Here is a 17234-nt window from a genome sequence, read left to right on the forward strand (position 1 = left end):
ATATCGGCACAACAACTAACCATCATGGAGGTAATGTGTTTGTTGATCGATTTGCCGTTATTAGGGCTACCAGAAACAACTCACCTAACAAAATCAAGCTCTTATGTGCGAGCTTGCTTCTAGCTTCCACACCAGCATTGAGCTGGGCACAGTCCGCAGATTTGGTTGCTAACAATGCGGGGCCGACGACCTCAGCAGCTGGCGCGCAGTTCACCTATGTGGTAAAGCTCTCCAACAATGGACTTGGAGGGGCGGACGGTGCAACCTTCATAGACACTCTGCCCACGGGCGCCACTGGAGTAAGTGCCACATGTACGGCTGCTACCGGCGGAGCCCAATGCCCCAGCGGAGCAAATCTGGTCGCTACCAATACGCAAATCAGCGGCAATATTCCTAATTTTCCGAATCAAGGTGCAGTGGAAATCACCATTACTGGTAACTATGGCGTGCCCAGCCCCACGTCCGTCTCCAGCACCGTCAACCTCACACCGCCTGCGGGCCTGACGGAGACACATCCAGAAACTAACGCCAGCACAGTCAACACTACGCTGATCACCGATGCAAAGCTGATTGTCAACAAGACACAGTCTACGGTGGGTGGGACGACCATCTACACTATCACGCTCAAAAATGAAGGAAATGCGGCAGCGGACGGTGCAATATTTCGTGATTACCTGGGAACCTCAGTAACCGGTACCAACGCCGGTTATCGTGCTAGTGTTGACATTAACTATGAGTCGTGCAGCGCAACTGGCGGCGCTCAGTGTCCAGCCGCTGGGGCCTTTACTAGTTTTACTGGGGCTACCAACAATTACCAGCGTAGTTTGTTCAACACTTCCGTACCTAAGTTGCCATCGGGCAGCAGCGTCACCGTTGTCTATAGCGCCTCCATCACACCTAGTGCGCAATGTGGCTTGACGACGGCGAACCTTAGCAATGTTGCAACAATCACGCCGCCCAATGGTATTACTAATCAGTTTGGCACTGCATCTTCTACTGCAAACGTTTCCGTGCCCGGCACTGACGCCTGCCCACCCACTCCTGCGTGGAACTATGACTTGACCAAGACTCAGGCCAAGGTTTTACCCGATGGAACGATCATCCCCATTGGTTTGGGCACCAGCTACGCCTACACCTACGGCGATACCATTCGCTACACTGTTACCGTTGTCAACAATGGTTTGGTGGCTGCAGATGGCGCTAAGCTGCGTGATTGGACTAATTCAGTTAGTGGCAGCGCCCAATATGCCAATCTGAAAGCGCACTATGTACCATCCTGCATAGCTGAAAACGGTGCGGAATGTCCGCTAGATAGCAGTTTTCCCACCGTCGATCGCGGGGGAGCTACTAGCGGAAGCAGTGGAAACGTCCTAAACGATGGTGATCTGTTCAATGTTGCAATCCCCAAATTTCCGGTAGGTGGCAAGATCACTGTTGTTTACGATGCGGTATTGACTCCTAGCGCATTCTGCGGATTGGCTGCGAGTACTTTCCGCAACTCCGCGAGCATCCAAGCGCCGCCCGGTAGTACCGGCTTTACGGGTAAAGAAACCGGCTACGTAAATATGTCCGTACCCGCGACCTCTGCTTGCCCGGATATCCGGGTGACCAAAACCCAAAGTACGGCCTCTCCGCAGCCAGGCGTACCCTTCACGTATGAAGTGGTCATCACCAATCCTGGGCCAGATGCAGTAGATGGCGCTCAGTGGCATGACTATATGCACACCTCCGGGTTCGCGCAAAACTTGAAGGCCAAGATCGCATATGACGGGTGCGTCGCTGAAGGCGGTGCTCAATGTCCTGCAGATAGCCAGTTTGCAGCATGGGATTCTCAGTCACTGTCTTCCTTCAACTATTTGGTCAAATCCGGAACCACCATTCCCAAGCTTCCTGTGCAGGGAAAGATCATCTTGCGCTACCGGGTAACGCTGGAGGAGCTGAGTGCCGCTAGTTGCTCCAGCGCTAGCGGAACGATCACTAACTTCACCCAAGTCACACCGCCCAATGGGAGGTTGGGCAAATCGGCCTCTGTATCCATGCCGATCATCTGCGCAGACGTAGGTATCACTAAGACTGTAACCCCTATCTTTGTGAAGGCAGGCGAGCCTATGACCTACACGGTGGTGGTATCCAACGCTGGCCTGGGTGCAGCGCCCAATGTGTTGTTCTCCGACCCGCTGCCCAGTATTTTTGAGTACGAAAGTGCCGCATGCGAAATGATCAAGGAGTCGGCCCCTCCTTTACCTCATCCTCGTACCGAATGCGGCGCGAGCGTTGATTACGACTCGGCAACCCGCACACTGAGCAGCACCATCAAATCGATTGGGCAATTAGGTGAGATCAAGTTCACCATTAAGGGTAAAGCCGGGGTGATACCTGGCACCTACAAGAATGAAGCCCTGGCAACTTTACCTCCTGGCTTGTTCGATCCAATCATGGCGACTAACAAGACCGATGTGAACGTCCAGATTGCCAACACCCAATCGGCCATCACGGTCAAAAAGCTGGTGACAGGTCTTGAAGCAGCGGGACTGCCAGCGCCGATGACTTTTACGGGCAATGTGACCTGTGGTGTGCAACCTTCGCAGTCTTGGTCCATCATGGTGCCAGCGGGGGCGAGCAGCGGTACCAGCGCGCCACTGACGTTCTACGATACCGAGGCCTGCACGGTCACAGAAGACACCCCTCCTCTAGCCCCTCCTGGTTACGAGTGGGTGGGGTCGCCTACTATCGTCAACTCCACAGATCCATTGGGTCCTCAAACGCCCCGCGAGGTTCCCGTGACCAACACTCTTAATAGGCAGACCGCAAGCCTCGCACTCACCAAGGTGGTGACCGGCACAGCCGCAGCAGTGGCCAAGGTCAACGGCAGCTTTGAGTTCGCTCTCAACTGCGGGACCGATGGTAGCTTTTCTACAAGCGTGGTAATAGCCAACGGAGCCAGCAACAGCAACACGATCAGTGGCATCCCCACCGGTGCAACTTGCGTGGTCAGTGAAACGAAGAAAGCAGATGCCCCTGCTGGATACCAATGGTTGGCACCCGTCTTCGAGACGAATCCTGTTGTCATTCCTGGCGTGGGTGGTACGGTTACGTTCAAAGCTACCAACCCCCTTGAGCGCAACGTGGCGGGCTTGACCATCACCAAGCGCATCACTGGACCAGATGCGGGAATCAAGGCCGTCAATGGCAGCTTCGCGTTTGCTGTCAACTGCGGTGCTGACGGCGTGTTCAATACCACGGTAGCGATTATCAATGGTGCAAGTGGCAGTGTAACCATCAGCGGTTTACCTGCTGGAGCTACCTGCCAGGTCAGCGAAACCAGTAAGGCCACTGCACCCACAGGCTATGAGTGGGATGCCCCTGTTATCAGCCCTGACTCCATAGTGATTCCTAGTGCTGGCGGCTCAGTAACCGTAGGAGCCAACAACCCGCTCAAGCGACAGGCCGCAAGCCTGACGTTGACAAAGCTGATCTCTGGCCCGGACGCAGTGGTACAGAAGACAAGCGGTAAGTTTGCCTTCGCCATTGACTGCGGTGTTGATGGCAAATTCGACACGGAGGTTGAGATCGCCAATGGTGCGAGCAACAGCGTAACGATGGACAATCTGCCGTCTGGCGCTAGCTGCCAGATCAGCGAGACCTTGGCCGCTAACAGCCCTTCCGGCTATACCTGGGACAAGCCGGTGTATGAAACGAACCCGGTGCTGGTTCCAGCAAAGGGCGCAATGGCAACCTTCAAGGTCACCAATGTGCTCAAATCGGGAACTCCCACCACGATTGAGCCGGTGCCAGCGCTGGGCGGCCCGCTCTTGAGTGCGCTGGTCACTTTAATGTCTATGTTGGGAGTCTGGCTTACCCACAAAAGACTGACTTCTACGGCAGATGCGTCGCGGTAAAGCGGATTCTCGAGTAAGGTCTGAATCGCCCCGGGATTCGCGGAGGCTGTTTGGTTTAAGTCAGGCCACCACCTCGGTGTTATGGCTGGCGAGTTGCCGGTAGTAGTTTGCCTCGGCTTCTGCTGGCGGGATATACCCGATGGGTTCGAGCAGGCGATGGTGGTTGAATCACGACACCCATTCGAGCGTTGCGAACTCCACGGTCTCCTTGGTTTTCCAGGGTGCTCGGCGATGAATGAGTTCGGCCTTGTAGAGTCCGTTTATGGTCTCGGCCAAGGCGTTGTCATAGCTGTCGCCCTTGCTTCCCACTGACGGTTCGATGCCCGCTTCTGCCAGTCGTTCGGTGTAGCGAATGCTGACGTACTGCGAGCCCCTGTCGGAGTGACAGACCAGGCTTCCATCGCGTTCAGGCTGCCGGGCGTAGAGAGCTTGCTCCAGCGCATCAAGTACGAAGTCCGTTCGCATTGAGCTGCTCACCCGCCAGCCGACGATGCGCCTGGCAAACACATCGATGACGAAGGCCACGTACAGCCAGCCCTGCCAGGTCGAGACGTACGTGAAGTCGCTGACCCACAACTGGTTGGGCCGCTCGGCACGGAACTGCCGGTTCACCCGGTCCAACGGGCATGGCGCCTTCGCATCGCCGACCGTGGTGCGCACGACCTTGCCGCGCATCACGCCACGCAGTCCGAGCCTGCGCATCAATCGCTCGACCGTACAGCGGGCCACGACAACACCTTCGCGTGCCAGTTGCCGCCACACCTTGTCGGCGCCGTAGACCTGCATGTTGGCCTGCCAGACACGTTCAATCTGTGGCATCAGCATCTCGTCGCGATGAGCCCGGGCACAGCGCTTGTGGGGCTCGCGCAGCAGCGCCGCATGCCTTCGATATGCCGACGGGGCGACCTGCAAGACCTTGCAGAGCGGCTCGACCCCGAAGGCATCGCGATGTTTGTCGATGAAGTCCTTCAGGACTTGAGCCGGCGGCCCGTCTCCGCCTGCGCGAAAAACGCGCTGGCCAGCTTCAATATCTCATTGGCCCGGCGCAGTTCCTTGACCTTTCGCTCCAGTTCCTTCATCCGCTGGGCCTCACTGGTCGTGACGCCTTCGCGCACGCCGGTGTCGACTTCGGCACACTTGACCCATTCGTTCAAGGTCTGCGGCACACATCCAATCTTCGGTGCGATGGACTCGATGGCCGCCCACAGCGACGGGTACTCCCCTCGGTGCTCCTGCACCATCCTCACCGCACGCTCACGCTCCTCGGGTGAGAACTTGTTCGACTTGCTCATGACTCAATCCTCTCAGAGTGTTGAGCCTCCTCAAAACCCGGGGCGATTCATTCCGATCAAGGGAGCCAATACGGCAGTGATGACTTCAAGCGATTTTGCAAAACCCATGGACTGCTACCGAGCATGAGCCGCAGAGGGAACTGCTGGGACAATGCGGTCATGGAATCGTTCTTTAGCAGCCTGAAAAAAGAGCGTATCCGCAAACGTATCTACAAGACCCGGGAGATGGCTCGGGCCGATGTCTTTGACTACATCGAAGTGTTCTACAACCGGTCGCGTCGCCACAGCCACCTGGGCGGAGTCAGCCCCGAGGCGTTTGAGCGCGCCCGGGAGTGAGGCTGGGGTTTGTCTACTAGAGCGGGGGCAGTCCACGCCAGAGACTCGCATGCCACATCTATGCCGATATACCGAAATCGCGGGCATGAAGAAAAAGCCCGCCGGGCTATGGGCGGGCTTTACATATCGAGAGCCAATTAGCTGGTACGTCTTAGGCTTCGCGCGAGCCCGAACATCCCGAGTAGCGATGACAGAGCGATCAGGCCCCATTCGCCGAGTGTTGGCACGGGAGTGGCAGCAGGAGCAGGCGACGCAGTGACTGATACAGATTGGCTCACAGGAGTTGCTGCAGTGAAGTAGTCATTGCCGAGCTGATTTGCCTCAATGATGCAGGAGCCAGTGGCTAAGACTCGCACAGCACTTCCTGCCACCGTACATATGTCAGGAGTGAGGCTTGTATAAGTAACTGCTAAGCCAGAAGTGGCAGTGGCCACGGGAGCCAAATTAAATGAGCTTCCAGTGACTACGCTTTGCGCGGTTTGAGCCGGAAAGCTAATGGTTTGTGCACTTTGCACTGTCACGTTCTGGGAAACCTGGGGTGCGGCATTGAATGCTACGGCGCCCACCGTGCCTCCAGACTGATTGGCTGCGATCGTGCAGAGACCTCCAGCTACTGGGGTTACGGTGGTACCCGACACTGTGCAGACGGAAGGGGAAAGACTAGAATAAGTTACGGGTAATGTCGAGCTTGCAGTAGCAAGAGGATTGATGCTGAATGTTCCACTTGCCACGTTCCGTGGCGTAGTTTGTACTGGGAAGGTGATGCTCTGATCTGGCGGCGCATCGATTTGCATGCTTTGCCGCACGGGAGTTGCTGCGTTGACGTTATAGGTAGTTCCGCCGATCACTTGCGTTCCCGCGACTGCATTTGCCTCAATCGTACACAAACCAGAAATTGCTGGGGTGACTAGAGTTACTACACCGGTCGATGCGTTTACGGTGCAGACAGATGCTGTCAAGCTACTATACGTGACCGGTAGACCAGCACTGCTGCTGGTAGGTGGAGCAGTTGTCCAGGTTACAGTGGCGCCGTTCATTGCTGAATAGACGGCTGGATCTGGTTGAACAAAGTTGATGACTTGAGTCGTGGGATCAAGCTCCTTCAGGCGCGCAATGCCATTGCGCGCCATGCCAGCCACGCTGGTAAACGCGCCACCTAAATAGACCGTCCCATCACTATTGGGCAGCACGGCCCATACTGGTAAATTGGTGCCATTGGACGTATCGAAATCCGCGTCCACAGTCCCATCGGCATTGAAGCGGGCAATGCCGTATCGCACAACGTCCGTGCCGACAGTAGCATCGGTCGCAACATCACGCTGACCCACTACGGTGAAGCGGCCGCCAGCGAGAATCTTCTCCTCACTCCCTACCGTTTGCAGTGCAATAGAGTAGCCCCAATCATTGATGAATGGATTGAAGGCGGTATCGGGTGTTCCATTGGCGTTCAGCCGCACCACGCCGCGATGCCACTCGTCGGCAAATTTAAGTGGTCCCCCGTTGACCACAATTTTGTTGTCCGCCTGGATTGCGATTTGGTACACGGGGAACAATCCACCAGAAGAACCATTAGGGGCCGATGGTGCGTTTGCATTTGGCACAAAGGTTGTATCCAGCGTGCCATCGGCGTTCAAGCGCGCTACTCCGCGAATGGTGGTGCCTTGCACCTGCGTGAACGATCCGGCAATCACGACCTTGCCATCAGCTTGCAGCTTTACATCCTCAACGCCGTCGTTCGCCCCAGGCCCTACATTGAAACTTGTGTCTAATGTGCCATTGGCGTTTAGACGGGCAATACGGTTGATAGGGGTACCGTCGATGGCGTTGAAATAGCCTACGATGACAATCTTGCCATCTGGCTGCACAGCGATACTGCGCACGTTGCCATTGGCCTTGACTTTCCCTGCCGGCGCATTTTGAAAGCTTGGGTCCAGCGTGCCATCAGCATTTAGACGAACAATTCCCCAAAAGGGAGTCCAGGTCGAAGCCCCTGTCGGGATAACGGCGGTAAAAGCGCCGCCGATCAAGATCTTCCCATCAGCCTGCACCGCGATAGTTTTTACAAATAAATTGGTGGCCACCTTGAGAGAGGTATCCAGCGAGTCATCTGTATTGAATCGCGCCAACCCCTGATAGCCCGCCTGACCTTGTACTGTTGTGAAGGCTCCGCCCACAACCACTCGGCCCGAGTTATCCTTGACCATTGCGTAGGTTTCAAGATTGGTGCCACCTGCAGAAGCAAAATTATCCGGAGTGTAAACAGCACCATATGCTATGCCTAGCGAGCACGCCATGGCGGTCGCTGCCAAATTCTTAAGGACAGTTTTGGTTTGGCGTACGTGCGTCAAACAAGCATGCATAGAATTACTCCAATTTGTAGGGATGAGACTTTTCCAAAGAAATTATGTTCAATCTTGGCTTTATGTGAATTTGCTTTATGTATATTTATTTTGGTTTTTTACCGTGATAAAAAGAGAACTTATGAAGATATATCATTACTAAAAACTAATTAAATGATTGCAATGATAGAATTAGCCAAGAGTGCACTAGGTTTTTCAATTGACGCAACTACATTTGCGATAGGTCGGCTCCGCGGGAGGCGCTTGCAGCGAGAAGTTCCAAAGTTGATGGGATGCATAATGTGGCCAGGGGCGCTTCCGGAAGCCACCGAGAAATATCTGGGAACCTACCTACTTGCTCGAGTTAAATATCTCGCTTCTCCAGCCAGTAAGTTTTGGGTCCGTACGCCTCATTGCCTGCATCCAGGATGATGTAAAGTGCGTATCGGTTCTCTTCGGTATCTGGATGCCAGAGGCCCGTCTGAATCGATTGAGGCAAGAGATGCGCCTCTGACCGTACGATCTATGAGACGCAGATTTCCTGGAGCTGTTTTATTGCAGGTTGACTAGGTGTTCAGTCCCGGCATTTGATGGATCGGATCTATCCTGAACCGTTCAGGTTCGGATGTCCACTGTTTGCAGATGAATTCGTAGGGTGTCAGGCCTTTGAGGGTCTTGAGCCTGCGGCCGAAGTTGTATGCATCGATGAAGTTGGCGAGGTGCTGCCGCAACTGCGCGTGATCGTCATAGTGGAAGCGCTTGACGGTGGCTTCCTTGATGGTCCGGTTCATTCGCTCGACCTGCCCATTGGTCCACGGATGCTTGACCTTTGTGAGGCGATGTTCGATACCGTGTTCCTCGCAGACTCGACCAAAGATGTGCTGGAAGGCGTACCGGTCTGAACTGCGGTTGGCAAACTGAATGCCGTTATCGGTGAGCACCGTATGGAGGGTGTACGGCACCGCTGCGATCACATTGCGCAAGAACTGCGCCGCAGTCATCTTGTCAGCCGAGGGATGGAGTTCGGTGAGTGCGAACTTGGACGTCCTGTCGATGGCCACGAAGAGATAGAGCTTGCCCTCGGCTGTTTGCACTTCAGCAATGTCGATATGGAAATAGCCAATGGGGTAGCTCTTGAACCGCTTCTTGGCTGGCTTATCGCCCTGCACCTCGGGCAGCCGCGAGATACCGTGCCGCTGCAAGCAGCGGTGCAGAGACGAGCGCGTCAGATGCGGGATAGTCGGCTGCAGCGCGTAGAGACAGTCGTCCAGCGGCAGCATGGTATGCCTGCGATAGGCGACGATCGCTGCCTCATCCTCAACGGACAAAACGGTGGAGCGCGGCTGCCTGGGCCCTGTCGGCAGATCGGTGACCGAAGGCCGATTCTTCCACTTCGCCACCGTCTTCTGATTGATGCCATAGCGTGCAGAAAGCGCTCTCAGGCTCTCTTGACTATGTTGTATCGCTCGACTAATCGCCTCTGTCATTGTGGCGCTGCCGTGCAAAACCTGGCCCATAGTGCCTCCTTCCATTCATGAGAAAAGATTGCACAATCAAAATCTGGGACCATACACCTAGAGGCGAAAACCACGATACGACCCATGGGCACGTGATGAGGGGAAGCACAAAAGCCGTCAGTTACGGCGGCCAAGTGCGGGACAGATCTGTCGAGGATGAGCGAACGAATGTTTGCAGCGATAAGGGGTCTACCCAAATGACTACCAGTCGCGACGTAGTGCTCACGTCCACGCTGTGAAGCTGGAACACGCTCTTGGCAATGTCTAGCCCAATGACCTGAAGGCCTCCCATCTGGCCGATGATTTGCCCCGCAATTTGTGCAGTATGACGATGCATGATGAATCCTCGCTGGTATTGTGAAGACCTTGGTCTATCACGTAATGGGCGTAATTTGATGCCGTATCAGTCGAGGATTCAGCTCGCCTAATGGACGAGCCACACTCCCACAACGGTCACGCGGTTCATCTCTGCACTCCAGCGGCGTTTGTGCTGCCCGTAAGCAGGGAGGAGGTATCCATTACATCTCCGGTTTCATTTTCCACCTTAACAAGGTGTCTTTGAAACCGGCAGCAGCCCAGTCTTAGGTTTTCTATTCCATGATTGGCCTAAGGCAGCCCCTATTGCGGGACTTAATGAACTACGAAATACTTGTTACAAGTATTGATCAATCAGCCTTGATAGCTATCCCATGACCGAAGTTTCCGACCTTAAAAAGTTATCAACTCGCACTTTGAATGCACTGGCACAGAATGGTATTCATTCGGTTGACGAGATCATGGCGAACTATCCCATAAGACTTTTGCGCCTAACAGGATTTGGAATACATGCCCTTCGAGAGGTGGAGGCTGCATTCTTTCCAGGATTCAAGTACGAACCACGTTCCCGCAAAACGAAGAGGCAGTCTAGTGTGGAACTGCTTAATTACCTGCGATCCACTCTACCGCCTCCCTCAAAAAAGTAGCTCGGCATTCATAACGTTTTCGCCGGTTAAAGCGTGTCCTTCTGCTCGGTCGGTTCAGGTTTCATCTAAGCTGCGTACTTCTTAAATACCCAGCAGGCGCACCGCGTTGCCTTGAGGATGCCGGGCATGACCTCGGGCTTGAAGCCCGCCTCCTCGAAGTCCTTCATCCAGCGCTCGGGGGTGATCAACGGGTAGTCACTGCCGAACCCCGAACAGGTCAGCCTCACATGCGAGCGGCAGCAACCGCTGCATAGACGACATGTGTCCACTCAATATCTCACATAGGCCAAGCTGGAAAAACAAAAGGCTGCAAACCAAAGTTTGCAGCCTTTGCTCTTTGTGGTACTTTAAGTGGTACAAAAATCAAATAATCTCGCAAGTCATTGATTTTTAAGCCATCTTGGCGGAAACGGAGGGATTCGAACCCTCGATGAGGCTCTACACCCCATACTCCCTTAGCAGGGGAGCACCTTCGGCCACTCGGTCACGTTTCCAATACAGCTATTGTAACCTGAAAATCAGGCCATTTTGGAAACTTCGGCAGAATCCAAACCGAAAGCGGTATGCAGTGCGCGCACAGCCAGCTCGAGGTACTTCTCATCGATCACGACCGAGGTCTTGATTTCGGAGGTGGAGATCATCTGGATGTTGATGCCCTCTTCGCTCAGTGCGCGGAACATGGTCGATGCCACACCCACGTGGCTGCGCATGCCGATGCCGACGATGCTTACCTTGCAGATGTTGGAGTTGCCGATGACTTCGTCGGCACCCAGCTTGGGCAGAACCACTTCACGCAGCAGCTCCATCGTGCGGTTGTAATCACCCTGGCTCACGGTGAAGCTGAAGTCGGTCTTGCCGTCTTTGCCGATGTTCTGCAGGATCACGTCCACATCGATGTTGGCCTCGGCGACAGGCCCCAGGATCTGGTAGGCGATACCAGGGGTGTCGGGTACACCGCGTACAGAGATTTTGGCTTCGCTGCGGTTGAAAGCGATGCCGGATACGACGGCCTTTTCCATCTTTTCGTCTTCCTCAAAAGTGATCAGAGTGCCCGACTTGGCCTCTTCGTCCAATGCAATATCCCAGGGCGTGAAGCTTGACAGCACACGCATGGGCACTTTGTACTTGCCAGCAAATTCCACCGAACGGATCTGCAGCACCTTGGAGCCCAGGCTCGCCATCTCGAGCATTTCTTCAAAGCTGACGGTCTTGAGGCGCTGTGCCGCAGGCACTACGCGAGGATCGGTCGTGTAGACGCCATCAACGTCGGTATAGATCAGGCATTCGGCCGCTTTCAGGGCGGCGGCCACTGCCACGGCAGACGTATCGGAGCCGCCGCGCCCCAGTGTGGTGATGTTGCCAGTAGGATCGATCCCCTGGAAACCTGTGACGATCACTACACGGCCAGCGTCGAGGTCGGCCCGCACACGCTTGTCGTCAATCGACTCAATGCGCGCCTTGGTGTAGCTGTCGTCGGTACGCACAGGTACTTGCCAGCCGGTGTAGCTGACAGAAGGCACGCCTTCGGCCTGCAGCGCAATGGCCAGCAAGGCGGACGATGCCTGCTCACCAGTCGCCGCCAGCATATCGAGCTCGCGATAATAGGATTTGTCCGCTCGGCTGGGGGCCAGTTCACTGGCCAGGCCCAGCAGGCGGTTGGTTTCGCCACTCATGGCGCTAGGCACCACCACCATCTGGTGGCCAGCCCGAGCCCACTTGGCGACGCGTTTGGCGACATTGCGGATACGCTCCGTGGAGCCCATCGATGTGCCGCCGTACTTATGAACGATCAGTGCCATTGAATATCACGATGACGAAACACGAAACTCGGCGTTGATGCAAAGTGTTTTGGCACGCCGTCGGATTCGTACATTAGTCAGACCAAAACCGACGGATTGTACCAATCGATCACCCCACCCCGGCGTTCTACGGTTCCACGCCCCACTTTTAGATGGATTTGGTGGCCACGTGTGGTGCAATGCTGCAACTGCTGCACCAGTTGCGCAAGCTGCGCCGCACTCGGGGTTTGGCCATACACAGTACGCAGCCAGTAACGCAGCACATTGCCCATGCGCGCCACAGACAAGGCCTGCAGCACCTTGATGGCTGGCGGGCTGCCTGTTGCCTGCAAATCCATGTGCGCCAATTCATCCAGCAACTCTGCCGCCTGCGCGGCATTGGCAGCGCTTCGCGCCAAGGTACTGGCAAACTGCGGAAACGCCTGTGCCAATGCGGGCGACACCTGGGCGCGGATGCGATTGCGGGTCAGATCCTGATCGGTGTTGGTCGGGTCCTCCACCCAGGCGATGCCAAGCGCCCGCAGATCGGCACGGATTTGCGCGGCGCCTATTTGCGCCCCCCCTGCTGCCAGATAAGGCCGCTCCCAGCTCAAGCCGTTCCGCTCCCAGGCTGGCCGCATGCCTGCCAGCCCGGCAACACCGGCACCACGCGACAGCGCCAGCACCACGGTTTCCACCTGGTCGTCCGCATGCTGCGCCAGCACTATTGTTTTGATAGCAATTTGCGCAATAGCCGCCTGCGCCAGCCGCTCCAAAGCCTTGTAGCGTGCAATCCGGGCCGCATCCTCCGGGCTCTGCCCGGGGGCATGGTGCGCTGCCACCTTGGCGATATGCAGTGGAATGCCCCAGGCCGCACACTGTTGCTGGCAGTGCGCTTCAAAATCAGTAGCCGCAGCCTGCAACCCATGGTTGATGTGAAAGGCGACCACCTGGCCTGGAAATCGCTGCGCACATGCCCACAGCAGCGCGGTTGAATCTGCACCACCGCTGTAGGCAACTGCCAGTGGCAAAGCAGGCTGCCAGCCCCTCAACACCGACAGGATGCGCGCCTCAGCCATGGCTGGCCTCCCATAGCAAAAAGCCTCCACATCGGGAGGCTTTTTGCATGCTGTACGTACGCGCGGGCAGCATCAATTCTCTGCCTTGGTGTCTGTGAATCGGCCATAGCTTTGCAGGCGTTCATAGCGGCGATCCAGCAGATCCTTGGTCTTCAGATCGGCCAGTTGGCGGTATGCATCGCTCAGGCCACGCTTGAGCAAGGCTGCCATCTGCTTGTGGTCGCGGTGCGCGCCACCCACGGGTTCATGGATGATCTTGTCCACCAGACCCAAAGCCTTGAGGCGGTGTGCGGTAATGCCCATGGCATCGGCAGCTTCCTGGGCTTTTTCGCTGGTCTTCCACAGAATGGATGCACAGCCTTCGGGGCTGATGGTCGAATACACCGAGTACTGCAGCATCAGCACTTGATCGGCCACCGAAATTCCCAGGGCACCACCCGAGCCACCTTCACCGATGATGGTGGAGATGATCGGAACTTCCAGTTGCGCCATCTCAAAGATGTTGCGGCCAATGGCTTCGGACTGGCCGCGTTCTTCAGCGTCAATCCCGGGATAAGCGCCAGGCGTGTCGACAAAGGTGAACACCGGCAGCTTGAACTTCTCGGCGGTCTTCATCAGACGCAGCGCCTTGCGGTAGCCCTCGGGTTTGCTCATGCCGAAGTTGCGCAGGGTGCGCTCCTTGGTGTCGCGCCCCTTCTGGTGGCCCACCACCATGCAGGGGTTGCCATTGAAGCGCGCGAGCCCTCCCACAATGGACTGATCGTCCGCAAAGTGGCGGTCACCATGCATTTCGATGAAATCGGTGAAGATTTCACCGACGTAATCCAGCGTATAGGGGCGCTCGGGGTGGCGGGCAATCTTGGTGATCTGCCACGGCGAGAGCTCGCTGTAGATGTCCTTGGTCAGTTGCTGGCTTTTCTTGCTCAGCTGGTCGATTTCTTCCGAGATATCGACTGCGCTCTCACTCTGCACATAGCGCAGTTCATCAATTTTGGTTTCCAGCTCCGCAATCGGTTGCTCGAAATCCAGGAATGTTCTTTTCGCCAAAATGATTCTCCTCGAGGGCAACTGCCAGGCAGCCAGCCTCTAAACGACCGACAGTGTAACCGCACGCGGCCACCGCCAGTCAATCCGTATTCAAGGCCATCGGCATGGCATTCTGAGAGCGCCAGATCAACCAGGCACCCACGCTGCTCCACGGCTGCCAGGCTTGCGCCACCTCGCGCACATCGCTACGACTGACCGGGTCTCCCGAAAAATAATGTGTACTGATTCCCGCCTGAAGGGCCGCATCATCCAGCGGCAGCACATTCGGCCGACCCAGGTGAAAGATCAGGAACATCTCCGCATTCCAGCGCCCGATACCCCGCAGCCCCAGCAAGGTGCCAGCCACGGCATCGTCGTCATCCCCCACCCAGCTCAAGGCATCCTTGGGAGAGGCTGCAAACCATTGCGCCAGGTCTTTCAGGTAGCTGATCTTGCGCTGCGGCAAGCAAATGGCCTTGAGCGCCTCGTCGCTAGTGGAGAGCAGCCCGTGCGCAGTGCAAGCGCCCGGTAGCGCCAGATAACGCTTCCACAGCTGCTGCGCGGCCGATTCGGACAGCTGCTGCCACACTACGCTGCGCACCAGCAGGGCAAAACCGTCTGCATCGCGGCGCAGCAGTTGGCCCGCGTACTCGGGAATCAACCGCCGCAACACCCGGTCCTTGCGCGCCAGATGTTTGCAGGCAGCCGACCAGTCATCCGCCGACAGCGGCTTGTTTGCTATACCAGCCATAGCTACCAGCGCTCTTCAGCCGTTGGCAAACCGAAGTTTTCAGTCAAATTGCGGCAGCTCATCAAGACACTGCCTGCACCACGGTCCAGGTCGTACCCTGGGCAGAATCCTTCAACTCCACGCCTTTGGCAAGCAGGTCTGCCCGGATGCGGTCCGATTCTGCGTAGTTTTTGGAGGCCTTGGCAGCCGCGCGCAATGCGATCTGCTCTTCAACATAGGCCGCATCCACCATAGCGCCAGCCTGCAAAAATGCCGCAGGATCCGCCTGCAACAAGCCCAGGGTGCCTCCCAATGCCTTGAGCAGGCCAGCCACCTCGGGGGACTTGCTGCGGTTGACCTCGGCGGCCAACTCAAACAGCACGGCAACGGCCTCTGGCGTGCCAAAGTCCTCATTCATGGCGGCCTGAAAGCGCGCCGCATGGGTATTGGCCCAATCGATCTGCGCCTCTACCGCAGGCACCAGACTCAGCGCCGTGTAAAGCCGCTTCAAGGCACTGCGGGCATCATCCAAGTGCACATCGCTGTAGTTGAGCGGGCTACGATAGTGGCTGCGCACGATGAAGAAACGCACTGTCTCGGCGTCATATTCCTTGAGCACATCACGAATGGTGAAGAAATTGCCCAGCGACTTGGACATCTTCTCGTTGTCCACGTTGATGAAGCCGTTATGCATCCACAACCGCGCCAACTGCTTGCCATGCGCCCCTTCGCTCTGGGCAATTTCGTTTTCGTGGTGGGGGAACTGCAGATCCGCCCCGCCCCCGTGAATGTCAAAGGTCTCGCCCAGCAGTGCGCAGCTCATGGCAGAGCATTCGATATGCCAGCCCGGGCGGCCCACGCCGTAGCTGCTGGGCCACTTGGCCTCGTCGGGCTCGGTGGGCTTGGCGCTTTTCCACAGTACAAAATCCAGCGGGTCGTCCTTGCCGTCCTGCACCGCGACGCGCTCGCCCGCCTGCAGCTCGTCCAGCGACTTGCCCGACAGCTTGCCGTAGCCGGGAAACTTGCGCACGGAATAGTTCACATCGCCATTGCCTGCACGGTAGGCCAGCCCCTTGTCCTCCAGCTGATTGATGATGGTGAGCATCTGCGGTACATACTCAGTGGCACGCGGCTCATGCGTGGGGCGCTCGATGCCCAGCGCATCCGCATCCTGGTGCAGCGCGTCGATCATGCGATCAGTCAGGCTTCGGATGGTTTCGCCATTCTCGATCGCACGCTTGATGATCTTGTCCTCAATATCAGTGACGTTGCGCACATAGGTCACCTGGTAGCCACTGGCCCGCAACCAGCGCTGCACCACATCAAACGCCACCATCGAGCGAGCATGCCCCAGATGGCACAGGTCATACACGGTCATTCCGCAGACATACATGCGGACATGGCCCGGCTCCATCGGGATAAAGGACTCCAGCGCACGCGATAGCGTGTTATAGATACGCAGACTCATGAAAAACTAGCGTGATAATGGTTGGAAAGATTGCCAGGCGGCAATCCGTGGCGCCTCAGGAAACGCCCCTGGCCCGGCATTTTATGGTAGCCGATACCCATGTCTGCGCGGCAGCAAACCGTTGCCAGCGGCGGGCCGGAGGCGCGGCGCCCCTCAGCTACAATGCGCTGCAGTATAAGCCTGCAGGCTCCAGATTGCGCGTGCTCCGCGCTTGAAACCTATGAAGTTAGTCAGTTGCATTCCCTCCTTCGTGTTGCCCCGCGCTGCGGTTCTGGCGCTGGCCCTGTGCGCCGGCGTGGCCCATGCCGACCAGTATTCAGCCGTGGAAAAGCTGATCCAGTCCGGCCAGTCGGCACTTGCGCTGGAACAACTGGACGCCAAGATCAAGGATGCGCCGCGTGATCCACAATGGCGCTTTCTACAAGGTGTGGCCCATATGAATGAAGGTCATGCCGCGCAGGCGACCGCCACCTTTGAAAAGCTGGTGCAGGAATACCCCGAACTGCCCGAGCCCTATAACAACCTGGCCGTGCTCTACGCACAGGGCAACGAACTGGAAAAGGCGAGCCGCGCGCTGCAAGACGCCATCCGCGCCAATCCCGGTTACGCTACAGCCTATGAAAATCTGGGCGATATCTACATCCGACTTGCAGAAAAAGCGCTGAGCCAGGCTGGAACCCTGGCTCCAGTAGAGCAGACGCGGCTGCAGCCCAAGATCAGCGCATTGCGCCTTCTGGTAACGCGCGCTCAACCGGCCAATGCCGCTGGAGCCATCGCGCCCACGACGGCGCCCGCAACAAAAAAATAG

At 56.6% G+C, this 17234-nt stretch carries 10 protein-coding genes, 1 tRNA gene, 4 pseudogenes and 1 other annotated feature; of the genes and pseudogenes, 4 read left to right on the plus strand and 11 right to left on the minus strand.

Translation table 11 applies throughout. From position 1 onward, the window contains the following. The first annotated feature begins 35 nt into the window (after positions 1 to 35). A complete protein-coding gene (locus LAD35_RS13010) occupies positions 36 to 3899 on the plus strand; it encodes a DUF5979 domain-containing protein (RefSeq protein WP_224149472.1) in 3864 nt (1287 codons plus the stop codon). Between the two features lie 60 nt (positions 3900 to 3959). Here the strand turns inward: LAD35_RS13010 and LAD35_RS13015 are convergent. Next, a pseudogene (locus LAD35_RS13015) lies at positions 3960 to 5191 on the minus strand (IS3 family transposase). Continuing rightward, positions 4797 to 4913: a sequence feature (AL1L pseudoknot), on the minus strand. It overlaps the preceding pseudogene by 117 nt. Before the next feature lie 45 nt (positions 5192 to 5236). Here LAD35_RS13015 and LAD35_RS13020 point away from each other — a divergent pair. Then, positions 5237 to 5527: pseudogene (locus LAD35_RS13020) on the plus strand (IS3 family transposase); the annotation flags it as partial. Positions 5528 to 5664: 137 nt separating this feature from the next. Here LAD35_RS13020 and LAD35_RS13025 read toward each other — a convergent pair. The 3 genes and pseudogenes from LAD35_RS13025 to LAD35_RS13035 form a co-directional block, all read right to left on the minus strand. Then, complete coding sequence (locus LAD35_RS13025; protein ID WP_224149473.1) at positions 5665 to 7875, minus strand: IPTL-CTERM sorting domain-containing protein; 2211 nt, start codon at positions 7873 to 7875, stop codon at positions 5665 to 5667. A gap of 557 nt (positions 7876 to 8432) precedes the next feature. After that, a complete protein-coding gene (locus LAD35_RS13030) occupies positions 8433 to 9383 on the minus strand; it encodes an IS481 family transposase (RefSeq protein ID WP_224149474.1) in 951 nt (316 codons plus the stop codon). Between the two features lie 217 nt (positions 9384 to 9600). Beyond that, positions 9601 to 9720 (minus strand): annotated as a pseudogene (locus tag LAD35_RS13035) (IS110 family transposase); the annotation flags it as partial. Between the two features lie 352 nt (positions 9721 to 10072). Here LAD35_RS13035 and LAD35_RS22430 point away from each other — a divergent pair. After that, positions 10073 to 10345, plus strand: coding sequence for a DNA-directed RNA polymerase subunit alpha C-terminal domain-containing protein (locus LAD35_RS22430; protein WP_224149475.1), 273 nt, complete (start codon positions 10073 to 10075; stop codon positions 10343 to 10345). A gap of 81 nt (positions 10346 to 10426) precedes the next feature. Here the strand turns inward: LAD35_RS22430 and LAD35_RS13045 are convergent. The 7 genes and pseudogenes from LAD35_RS13045 to cysS form a co-directional block, all read right to left on the minus strand. After that, positions 10427 to 10551 (minus strand): annotated as a pseudogene (locus LAD35_RS13045) (amidohydrolase family protein); the annotation flags it as partial. A 195-nt stretch (positions 10552 to 10746) separates the two neighbouring features. Further along, positions 10747 to 10839: transfer RNA gene (locus LAD35_RS13050), tRNA-Ser, on the minus strand. Between the two features lie 24 nt (positions 10840 to 10863). Beyond that, on the minus strand, positions 10864 to 12144 hold the full coding sequence (locus tag LAD35_RS13055) for an aspartate kinase (protein ID WP_224149476.1): 1281 nt from the start codon (positions 12142 to 12144) through the stop codon (positions 10864 to 10866). A gap of 77 nt (positions 12145 to 12221) precedes the next feature. Next, positions 12222 to 13202 carry a tRNA lysidine(34) synthetase TilS gene (tilS, locus tag LAD35_RS13060; protein ID WP_224149477.1) on the minus strand — a complete coding sequence of 327 codons (981 nt, stop codon included), beginning with the start codon at positions 13200 to 13202 and terminating at the stop codon, positions 12222 to 12224. Between the two features lie 72 nt (positions 13203 to 13274). After that, positions 13275 to 14249 carry an acetyl-CoA carboxylase carboxyltransferase subunit alpha gene (locus LAD35_RS13065; protein ID WP_224149478.1) on the minus strand — a complete coding sequence of 325 codons (975 nt, stop codon included), beginning with the start codon at positions 14247 to 14249 and terminating at the stop codon, positions 13275 to 13277. 79 nt (positions 14250 to 14328) lie between these two features. Then, positions 14329 to 14979: a DNA-3-methyladenine glycosylase family protein gene (locus LAD35_RS13070; protein ID WP_224149479.1), complete on the minus strand. Its 651-nt coding sequence runs from the start codon at positions 14977 to 14979 to the stop codon at positions 14329 to 14331. Positions 14980 to 15040: 61 nt separating this feature from the next. Then, on the minus strand, positions 15041 to 16426 hold the full coding sequence (cysS, locus tag LAD35_RS13075) for a cysteine--tRNA ligase (protein ID WP_224149480.1): 1386 nt from the start codon (positions 16424 to 16426) through the stop codon (positions 15041 to 15043). Positions 16427 to 16646: 220 nt separating this feature from the next. On the opposite strand from cysS, the gene LAD35_RS13080 reads away from it, so the two are divergent. Beyond that, on the plus strand, positions 16647 to 17234 hold the full coding sequence (locus tag LAD35_RS13080; RefSeq protein WP_224149481.1) for a tetratricopeptide repeat protein: 588 nt from the start codon (positions 16647 to 16649) through the stop codon (positions 17232 to 17234).

It is taken from the genome of Comamonas odontotermitis, assembly GCF_020080045.1.
Classification (GTDB): domain Bacteria; phylum Pseudomonadota; class Gammaproteobacteria; order Burkholderiales; family Burkholderiaceae_C; genus Comamonas; species Comamonas odontotermitis.

Excerpts from the sequence above, each read along its gene's own strand:
- LAD35_RS13030 (WP_224149474.1), bottom strand. The coding sequence starts at position 9,383 with ATGGGCCAGGTTTTGCACGGCAGCGCCACAATGACAGAGGCGATTAGT.
- LAD35_RS22430 (WP_224149475.1), top strand. The coding sequence starts at position 10,073 with ATGACCGAAGTTTCCGACCTTAAAAAGTTATCAACTCGCACTTTGAAT.
- LAD35_RS13055 (WP_224149476.1), bottom strand. The coding sequence starts at position 12,144 with ATGGCACTGATCGTTCATAAGTACGGCGGCACATCGATGGGCTCCACG.
- tilS (WP_224149477.1), bottom strand. The coding sequence starts at position 13,202 with ATGGCTGAGGCGCGCATCCTGTCGGTGTTGAGGGGCTGGCAGCCTGCT.
- LAD35_RS13070 (WP_224149479.1), bottom strand. The coding sequence starts at position 14,979 with ATGGCTGGTATAGCAAACAAGCCGCTGTCGGCGGATGACTGGTCGGCT.
- cysS (WP_224149480.1), bottom strand. The coding sequence starts at position 16,426 with ATGAGTCTGCGTATCTATAACACGCTATCGCGTGCGCTGGAGTCCTTT.
- LAD35_RS13080 (WP_224149481.1), top strand. The coding sequence starts at position 16,647 with ATGAAGTTAGTCAGTTGCATTCCCTCCTTCGTGTTGCCCCGCGCTGCG.